Raw genomic sequence first — 7,652 nt, 5'->3', positions numbered from 1 at the left:
AACCCCTCAATAGTTAAAGGACTCTCGAAACATATTACTTGAGAGCTTTTATAAATAATACGCTTAACAACAGATTATTAAAGCGTAAATTAAAGAAGGTAAAGAATTTTTGCCCCTCTATGCGCTTCGACATCATTACCCTGTTTCCTGACTTTTTTACCTCTCCCCTCAATTCAGGATTACTGGGTAAAGCTTTAGCCAGAAACATTGCCGCAGTTCATCTAACAAATCCCCGTGACTTTACCACTGATAAACATCATCGGGTAGACGACGAACCCTATGGCGGCGGAGTCGGGATGCTGATGAAGCCGGAACCTATTTTTGCCGCCGTCGAATCGGTTCCTGTACTCCCCCAGCGGGAAGTCTTGCTGATGACTCCCCAGGGAGAAACGATGCATCAACCGATGTTCCAACACTTTGCCGCGAACTACGACCAGTTAGTGATCATTTGTGGACATTACGAAGGTGTAGATGAGCGGGTATTACATCTGGTCACCCGTGAGGTTTCCCTGGGTGATTTTGTCCTGACCTGCGGCGAAATCCCAGCCCTAGCTCTACTGAATGGGGTAATTCGCCTGCTGCCTGGAACCGTGGGCAAAGAAGAATCCTTAAAAGCCGAAAGCTTTGAAACAGGCTTGCTGGACTATCCCCAGTACACCCGCCCTCCCGTCTTTCGAGGTTGGTCAGTGCCTGAGGTACTGCTTTCTGGTAATCATCAGGCGATCGCCCAGTGGCGCAGAGAGCAACAAATTCAGCGGACTCGCGATCGACGGCCTGATTTGTATGAGAAATGGTTGGAAGGGAGAGGGGAAGGGGTGGACGGATAGATGGCGGGCAGATGAGTTAGTCTTCCTCAAGCCTCTTCTCACCCTTCATCCTTCACCCCTTCTCTCCACTGTCCACAACTCACTATCCACCTATTCACTCCCCGACTCCCCCCTCCCTATAATCAGAAAGCAAGCTGCTGACACGACTGAGGGCAATTCATGGCTGGGATTCGGATTGGGAATGGCTACGATATTCATCGACTGGTGCCGGAGCGTCCCTTGATTTTGGGTGGGGTGAAGATTGAGCACCCATTGGGATTGCTGGGACACAGTGATGCAGATGTGCTGACCCACGCGATTATGGATGCGATGTTGGGGGCGCTCAGCCTGGGAGATATAGGGCACTACTTCCCGCCAACGGATCCGCAGTGGGCAGGAGCCGATAGCTTGAAGTTGCTGGAACAGGTCGATCGCCTGATTCAGGAGAAGGGCTGGCAGATCAGTAATATTGATTCAGTGGTTGTGGCAGAACGGCCTAAGTTGAAGCCTCATATTCCGGCGATGCGCGATCGGCTAGCTGCGATTCTCAAACTCCAACCCGATCAAGTCGGCATTAAAGCGACGACGAATGAAAAATTGGATGCAACTGGGCGGGAAGAAGGGATGGCGGCCTATGCGGTGGTGTTATTGGAGGAGATCAGGGATTAGGGATTAGGAGATGGGGTCAGAAGGAGGGAATAGTCAAGAAAGGTGATGAGCGGAGTGATGCTTAGAATCTCATCATCGCACCATCTTCCCATCTTCGTCATCCACTCATCCACCTCTTTACCCAATTCGCTCTCACTAACCACCCACCTCGGTTATCTCAAGCGTTCAACCTGACACCTAGAATGGGATTACTCAACAGTCAGTAAACGCAGGTATGACTTCTGTTGTACCCGCTCCTCAGACAGCCGAAGTTTTTTATCCCAGTTCAGATGGTGAACCCTTGGCAAAAATGTCTGTTCATGTCGATGCCATTATCAATGCGGTGGTTGCCCTGCGTCAGTATCTGGCCGGACAGCAGGCGATCGTGCTGGCAAATCAGCTTCTTTACTATGCTCAGGGCTATCCTAAGCTGCGGGTGGCACCGAATGTGGTGGTGATTCTCAACGTGACTCCAGGGCCACGGGACAACTACAAGATCTGGGAAGAGGGCCAGCTTCCGGCGGTGATCTTTGAAATGACTTCTGAGGGTACGAAAGATCAGGATCAGACCTATAAGAAGACCCTGTATGAACAACAGAACAGGCAGAAGCAGCACGATTGCGAGAACGGTTAGCCACATTGGGGATCAATCTGGAGGATATAGAAGCATGAATTGGACGGTCAGGGGATGGTTTGACAGATGGTGGAAGATTGGTATAGCAGGGATGTTGAGCTTTTGCGTGGCGATCGCTCTGAATGGCTGCAGTGGTCAGCACTTCAAGGTGGCCTCTGCTCAAGTGCCTCAATATGTAACCAGCACGCTGTCCAATCCCAAAACCTTCAATTTGGCTTTAGGGCAGGAGTGGCCTAATATTTCAATTTTGACCAGCGATTTTTTGATTGACCAGAACGGGGTGACAGGTGCACTTGAACCTGAACTGGCAGAATCCTGGACAATTTCAGAGGATAAGTTGAAATACATTTTCAACCTTCGGGAGGGATTGAAGTGGTCTGATGGACAGCCCCTAACGGCTGATGATGTCGTGTTCTCGTTCAATGACATCTACTTAAACGAAAAGATCCCTACTGATGTTCGGGATGTTCTCAAGATTGGAGTGCAGCGGCAATTACCACAGGTCAAGAAGTTGACCGATCGCCAGATTGAATTTATCCTACCCGAACCTTTCTCACCATTTTTAAGTTCTCTGGCAGGTATTACAATCTACCCAGCTCATGTATTGAAAGATACCGTTACCACCCTTGATGCCACTGGAAATCCTAAATTTTTATCGACCTGGGGTACAGATACGGATCCTAAAAAAATTGTGGTGAATGGCCCCTATGTCATTGACAGTTTTATGACAGGGCAGCGCGTCATCTATCGCCGCAATCCTTATTACTGGCGAAAAGATGCCCAGGGTAAGCAGATGCCTTATATTGATCAGATTGTCTGGCAAATTGTTGAAAGCACTGATAACCAATTAATTAAGTTCCGTTCCGGTGAGCTGGATGCGTTGGGATTAGGGCCAGATGACTTCTCCTTAGTCAAGCGAGAAGAACAACGTGGCAAATTTACGGTTTACAGTGGTGGGCCAGCATCTGGCACTAACTTTATTTCGTTCAACTTAAACCGGGCTAAGAATAAAGATGGACAACCTCTAGTTGATCCCATTAAATCTCGCTGGTTCAATAACCTGGCGTTTCGGCAAGCTGTAGCCTATGCCATTGATCGCCCCACGATGATTAACAACATCTTTCGTGGAATTGGACAACCTCAAGATTCTCCGATCTCTGTCCAGAGTCCCTTCTACCTGTCTCCTAAAGAAGGCTTAAAGAGCTATGCCTATAATCCTGCAAAGTCAAAAGAGCTCCTGCAAGGAGCAGGTTTTAAGTACAACACTCAGGGGCAGTTATTGGATTCAGACGGTAATCGAGTTCGCTTCACGCTGATCACAAATGCGGAGAATAAAACCCGTGTGTTAATGGCGACTCAAATTAAGCAGGATTTAGAGAAGATTGGGATGCAGGTGGATTTTAACCCCATCAGCTTCAACACCCTGGTGGAAAAAATTTCTACATCCCGTGATTGGGATTGTTACTTGTTGGGCTTTACAGGAGGAGCGGAACCGAATGATGGAGCCAATGTCTGGATGAGTAAGGGGGGGCTGCACTCTTTTAATCTGGGGCCTCAGCCAGGACAACCCCCAATTCAAGGATGGGAAGTTAACGACTGGGAAAAGGAAATCGATCGCCTGTTCATTGAGGGAGCTAGGGAATTCGATCCGGCAAAACGCAAGGAAATTTACGGTAAGTTTCAACAAATCGTCCAGGAACAGTTACCCTCGATTCATCTAATTAATTCGATCGCAATGTCTGCCATCCGTAATCGGATTCAAGGAATTCGGTTCACTAGCCTGGATCAAAGAGGTGCGATGTGGAATGTTTACGAGTTAAAGGTGGCCGATCAGTAGATAGCGACGCCCCTATCTTCACTCTCGAATCAACGTCTCCACAATCCCCACCAGTTGGGTAATATTCTGCTCCTGTTGCTCATAGGTCAGGCAAATATCCATCAGGAAAGTATCCGGCGGTTAAAACCGCGACTACACTCGCCCAGTCTGCCAACGCAGACTCAATAAAGTCAAAGTTTTCAGTAACCTGCATCAACAGGTTTTCTCCGTATAGCTGCGACTTCAGTCGCCAGCGTGATTTTAAGCGTATTCATACGTGCCACCTCACTGGAGTTGTTCTACAGGGTATTCCGCGTGCCAAAATTTTAGATACCTTTATAAAGCAGACCTTAAACTTCTAAACACTCCATGACTGCCACCCTCTCCAATTTGCCTAGCCAGTATGACCCCACCGACATCGAAGCCAAATGGCAGAAGTTGTGGGAAGCAACAGAGTGTTTCAAAGCTGATCCCAACGCTCCTGGTGAACCTTACTGCATTGTGATCCCGCCTCCTAATGTGACGGGTAGTTTGCACATGGGGCATGCCTTTGAGCATTCCTTAATTGATGTGCTGATTCGCTACCATCGAATGATCGGCCGCAATACCCTGTGGTTGCCGGGCACCGATCACGCCAGCATTGCTGTGAGCGCCATTCTGGATCAAGAATTACGATCGCAACACAAAACTCGCTTTGATGTAGGACGGGAAGCATATCTCAAGCGGGCCTGGCAGTGGAAAGAAGAATCTGGTAGAACAATCGTCAGTCAAATCCGCCGCCTGGGCCTATCCGTAGACTGGTCACGGGAACGCTTCACGATGGATGCAGGCTTATCTGCCGCTGTTCTGAAAGCCTTTGTAGATCTCTACAACGAAGGGTTGATTTACCGGGGTAACTATCTGGTGAACTGGTGTCCGGCCACTCAATCTGCCGTGTCTGATCTGGAAGTGGAGCCGCAGGAAATCAACGGCCATCTGTGGCACTTCCGCTATCCCCTGGCGGATGGTTCTGGCTTCGTCGAAGTGGCGACTACCCGACCGGAAACAATGCTAGGAGATACAGCGGTTGCGGTCAATCCGGAGGACTCCCGCTACAAGCATTTGGTTGGCAAGATGTTGCGGTTGCCAATTATGGATCGGGAGATTCCCATCATTGCCGATGAATATGTGGATTCGTCCTTTGGCACAGGTTGTGTGAAAGTTACGCCTGCCCACGATCCCAACGACTTTGATATGGGCAAGCGGCACAATTTACCGTTCATCAACATCATGCACAAGGACGGCACACTGAACGAAAATGCGGGGCCGTTTGAAGGCCAGGATCGGTTCGTCGCCCGCAAAAACGTCGTCGCCAGGTTGGAAGAACTGGGCGTGCTGGTGAAAGTGGAGGATTACAAGCACACCGTTCCCTACAGCGATCGCGGCAAAGTCCCCGTGGAGCCACTCCTTTCCACCCAGTGGTTTGTCAAAGTTCGCCCCCTGGCCGATCGCACCCTGGAATTTCTGGACGAAAAAGACTTGCCCGTGTTCGTGCCCGATCGCTGGAAAAAAGTGTATCGCGATTGGTTAGTCAACCTGCGCGACTGGTGCATTTCCCGGCAACTCTGGTGGGGACACCAGATTCCTGCCTGGTATGCTGTCAGTGAAACAGGTGGCGAAATTACCGACCATACGCCGTTCGTGGTGGCCCACAATGCAGCCGAAGCCAGGGAACAGGCGATCGCCCAATTTGGAGCCGAGGTGCAACTCGAACAAGATCCGGATGTGCTGGATACCTGGTTCTCCTCCGGTTTATGGCCGTTCTCAACTCTGGGCTGGCCGGACACCGACGCACAGGACTTCAAAACCTACTACCCAACCACAACCCTGGTCACAGGTTTTGACATCATCTTCTTCTGGGTCGCCCGCATGACCCTAATGGCCGAACATTTCACCGGAACTATGCCGTTTGAAACCGTCTATGTTCATGGTCTGGTGCGGGATGAGAACAATAAGAAGATGTCGAAATCCGCTAACAATGGCATCGACCCTCTGCTGCTGATTAATAAGTATGGTTGTGATGCCCTCCGCTACACCCTAGTGAAAGAAGTGGCCGGAGCCGGGCAGGATATCCGCCTGATGTACAACCGCAAGACGGATGAATCGGAATCGGTTGAAGCCTCCCGCAACTTCACCAACAAGCTATGGAATGCTTCCCGCTTCGTAATGATGAACCTGGGAAAAAGTTTTGAGTTCTCAGTTCTCAGTTCTCAGTTCTCAGATACAACTCAAAACTTAAAACTTAAAACTCAAAACTCTCTGCAATTGGCCGATCGCTGGATTCTCTCCCGCTACAACGAATTGGTACAGCAAACTCGCCAGTGTATTGATAACTATGGGTTAGGTGAAGCAGCAAAAGGGCTGTACGAATTCATCTGGGGCGATTTCTGTGATTGGTACATTGAACTGGTGAAGTCCCGCCTGCAAGGAGACAATCTGGAGTCGAAACAAACGGCCCAACAGGTTCTGGCTCATATTTTAGAAGGCACCCTGCGTCTGCTGCACCCTTTCATGCCTCACATTACCGAGGAGATCTGGCATACCCTCACCCAGGCCAAGGACGATCAGTTTCTGGCGTTGCAGTCCTACCCCGAAGCGAATCCCGATTTAATTGATCCCGACCTAGAACAGGATTTTGACCTCCTGATTGGCACCATTCGTACGATTCGCAACCTGCGGGCCGAGGCCGAAATCAAGCCAGGAGTGAAAATCAAATCGTTCCTGCAAAGTGACAGCGATCGCGAACGCAACATCCTCACCCGTGGACAAACCTATATTCAGGATCTGGCCAAGGTAGAACAGTTAACGATCCAGGATGCTCAACAAGCCGCCTCTGAAGCCTCTTCTCAGAAAATGATTGCAAGTGTGATTGGCACCGTTCAGGTGCTAATTCCCCTAGCTGGCGTGGTGGATCTGAATGCGCTGCGATCGAAGCTCGAACGTGACCTCAAGAAAGTCGAAGCTGAAATTCAATCTCTCTCCGGACGGTTAAACAATCCCAAATTCGTTGCCAAAGCCCCTGCTGATGTCGTGCAAACGGCTCAAGCGGCCCTGGCAGAAGCCCAGACACAGGCGGAGATTTTGCGCGATCGGCTGAAGGATTTGGAGGTAGGGGAGTAGATGGGTAGATGAGTGGATGGGTGAGTGCGTAAGTGAGCAGGTAGATGGGTGAGGGGGTGCGTAGATAATTGAATAAGTAGTTAGGCCCTGGTTCCATTGGTAGGCATGGCCTACTGCTTTGTTCATGAAGACATTACTTCTCGTTGGATTGCGCGGACCTCAATTCTTGCTTTGCTCCCAGCACCCGGTAAACATCTTGTCGAGTAATCCGATCGCCAAGCCGAGGCTCTTCAATTTCGATCAACAGAGCCTCAACCGCCGCATTAATTGCTTCAAGCGGGTTCATATTTTTGCGCTGGATGTATTTAGCAGCTAGATCCTCAGTTTGAGCAATGCGCTGAAGTTGAGTTACTTCAACATTATTTTTAGGCGTTTCATAGTGTTTAATATCTAAAAGTTCATTAATCTCTTTTTTGTTTCGCCCAAAAAGCAATTGGTAAATTTTGCCTAAAGCAGAAGCATAGACTCCTCTGTAACCACCTTTAATCGAGTTCTGTCTTATGTACTCTTGAAGAGATTTTTGGTTGTTCTCGATCCACTCCCCAATTGCAGAGCGTAAATCTTTATTTATTCTATTTAATAGAATTGA

The 7,652-nt window shown here is 49.3% G+C and carries 6 protein-coding genes; 5 read left to right on the top strand and 1 reads right to left on the bottom strand.

Annotation, left to right across the window (positions count from 1 at the left end; translation table 11 throughout):
- Positions 1-119: 119 nt before the first annotated feature.
- The 5 genes from trmD to ACUVQO_RS21595 all read left to right on the top strand — a co-directional run bounded on the left by trmD (position 120) and on the right by ACUVQO_RS21595 (position 7,063).
- Positions 120-827 (top strand): tRNA (guanosine(37)-N1)-methyltransferase TrmD, encoded by a 708-nt coding sequence (trmD, locus tag ACUVQO_RS21615; protein ID WP_445927889.1) that lies wholly within the window; start codon positions 120-122, stop codon positions 825-827.
- A 159-nt stretch (positions 828-986) separates the two neighbouring features.
- Positions 987-1,475: a 2-C-methyl-D-erythritol 2,4-cyclodiphosphate synthase gene (gene ispF, locus ACUVQO_RS21610; protein ID WP_445927888.1), complete on the top strand. Its 489-nt coding sequence runs from the start codon at positions 987-989 to the stop codon at positions 1,473-1,475.
- Between the two features lie 214 nt (positions 1,476-1,689).
- Positions 1,690-2,088 (top strand): hypothetical protein, encoded by a 399-nt coding sequence (locus ACUVQO_RS21605; RefSeq protein ID WP_445927887.1) that lies wholly within the window; start codon positions 1,690-1,692, stop codon positions 2,086-2,088.
- A gap of 34 nt (positions 2,089-2,122) precedes the next feature.
- Complete coding sequence (locus ACUVQO_RS21600; RefSeq protein ID WP_445927886.1) at positions 2,123-3,925, top strand: ABC transporter substrate-binding protein; 1,803 nt, start codon at positions 2,123-2,125, stop codon at positions 3,923-3,925.
- 348 nt (positions 3,926-4,273) lie between these two features.
- On the top strand, positions 4,274-7,063 hold the full coding sequence (locus ACUVQO_RS21595) for a valine--tRNA ligase (protein ID WP_445927885.1): 2,790 nt from the start codon (positions 4,274-4,276) through the stop codon (positions 7,061-7,063).
- A 133-nt stretch (positions 7,064-7,196) separates the two neighbouring features.
- On the opposite strand, the gene ACUVQO_RS21590 is transcribed toward ACUVQO_RS21595, so the two are convergent.
- The coding region (locus tag ACUVQO_RS21590; RefSeq protein ID WP_445927884.1) for a hypothetical protein at positions 7,197-7,652 on the bottom strand (456 nt) is incomplete at its 5' end.

The organism is Leptodesmis sp., from assembly GCF_052746595.1.
This window is presented reverse-complemented; position numbering and strand designations above follow the sequence as displayed.